The organism is Streptomyces sp. URMC 127, assembly GCF_051386535.1.
In the GTDB taxonomy this organism is placed as follows: Bacteria; Actinomycetota; Actinomycetes; order Streptomycetales; family Streptomycetaceae; genus Streptomyces.
In genome coordinates this window covers 1-1718 of sequence record NZ_JBPQTW010000427.1, presented here as the reverse complement: position 1 = coordinate 1718, position 1718 = coordinate 1, and the positions used below count along the sequence as shown (strand labels likewise).

Here is a 1718-nt window from a genome sequence, read left to right as displayed (position 1 = left end):
GGCGAGAAGGGCCCCCGCGGCGGGCCCTTCTCGCCAGGACGCTTCCCGTGAAGCCCGCCACCAGGCCCCACAGCAACCCCAGCCCCGTCAGGGTCAGGAGATGCGGCCGCAAGGCGACCTCGCCGCCGAAGGCGGACATGTCGGTGATGCCGAGGAGCGACAGGCCGAAGCGGGCGGAAATGCGGGTGAGGGTGCCGACGGCGAACAGGGTGACGGCCAGGGCGACGCCCAGCTGCACCGCGTGCTCCCACGGCCGCGTCGTCGCCGGAGACCGCACGGCCATCAGGAACGCCGCCGCGAGCAGCGCGATCGCGGCGACGGCCACCAGCAGCCACGCCCGCCCGTCGTGCTCGGCGAGCGAGGAGACGTTCACCGTGGACGGCGCGTCGCCGCCCGAACGGAGCACCGCGGCCAGCGGCCTGGGCACGGGCAGCCCGAGGGACGTGCCGGGCGCGCGGCCGTCCCAGGAGCCGCCGAGGCCGAGGCCGAAGGCCATCCAGGCGAGGTTGGGCAGGCCGAGCAGGAGCACGGCCGCCGTCTCGGCCGGATGCCCCCGGACGGCGGCGCAGACGAGCCCGGTGAGCAGGCCGAGCAGCACGTAGCCCAGGAGCAGTGCGACCACGGCGAAGGCCACGGGCCGCACCGTGTCCTGGAATCGCAGCAGCCGCGACGGCAGCGGCGTCTTGCGGGAGGCCGCCACGGCGACGGCGAGCAGCACGAGCAGCCACAGCAGGCCGTAGCCGAGGGTGGGCCCGACGGCCGCCCGGAAACCGGCGCGCGGGGCGACGTCGAGGGCTTCGCCGATGTCGCCGAGGAGCGAGTCGCCCAGGTCGATCCGGAAGTCGTGCCGCGCGCCCAGGGCGACGAGCAGCAGGGCGAGCAGCCAGAGGACGGCCGTCCGGGCGACGCGGGCGAGCAGCCCGGGCCCGCTGGTCACGGCGTGGTGCCGCAGCGGGAGCAGGAAGACCACGGCGAGGGCGACCGCACCGGCCAGGGTCACCGACAGCGGGACGACGGCGATGCCCGCCCCCGTACGGCCCAGGAAGCCCGCCTCGCCGGAGAGCTCCACCGTGCCGCCGACGGCCGTGACGACGGTGGCCGCCGTCATGGAGGGGAACGCCCCGCCCGGCAGCCCGCCCGCCCCGGCGGCCCACAGGCCGAGCGCGGCGACGGCGAACATGGCGGCCACCCCGGCGGCGACGGAGGCGAGGGCGTCCCCCCAGGCGCGGAGGGGCGAGGGCGCGCCCCCGGGCGGCTGGCTCACACTGCCTCCGCGTGCGTCGTCGACGGTCGGACACCCGGCCTCCGGCGGGGAGGCCCGGGGCCCAACCTACGCCCGCGCGGCCCGCCTCACCTGTCGAGATCTCACCTGGCGGGGACACGTGCCGGGTGTGCGGTCCCTCCGGGAGGGAACCCGGCTTGCGGGAGGCGCCGGTTTGCGGCACACAATGACCCGGTAAGTACGTGAAAGAGGATAAAAGCGGAGGAGCAGGGCTCGTGTCGTCGGAACCACCGTCAGAAGACCGGCCCACGGGCCCGCCCTCCGGCCCCCTGTCCGGCGGCGGAGGGGGCGGGTCCGGCCGGTCCGGGCCGCCCGGACAGCCCGGAACGCCTCCTCCCGAACCGACCCGCCCCGACTGGCACTCCACCCCCTCGGGCGAGGGATCCACCCGGATCAGCGGCCCCACCGGCGGCTCCGGGGGCTGCCCGCCGGGCCC

The 1718-nt window shown here is 76.9% G+C and carries 1 protein-coding gene; it reads right to left on the bottom strand.

Annotated features, from left to right (window positions below; translation table 11 throughout):
• A partial coding sequence (locus ACSNOH_RS34690; protein WP_436725428.1) for a streptophobe family protein occupies window positions 1–1264 on the bottom strand: 1264 nt, incomplete at its 3' end.
• Window positions 1265–1718 lie beyond the last annotated feature (454 nt).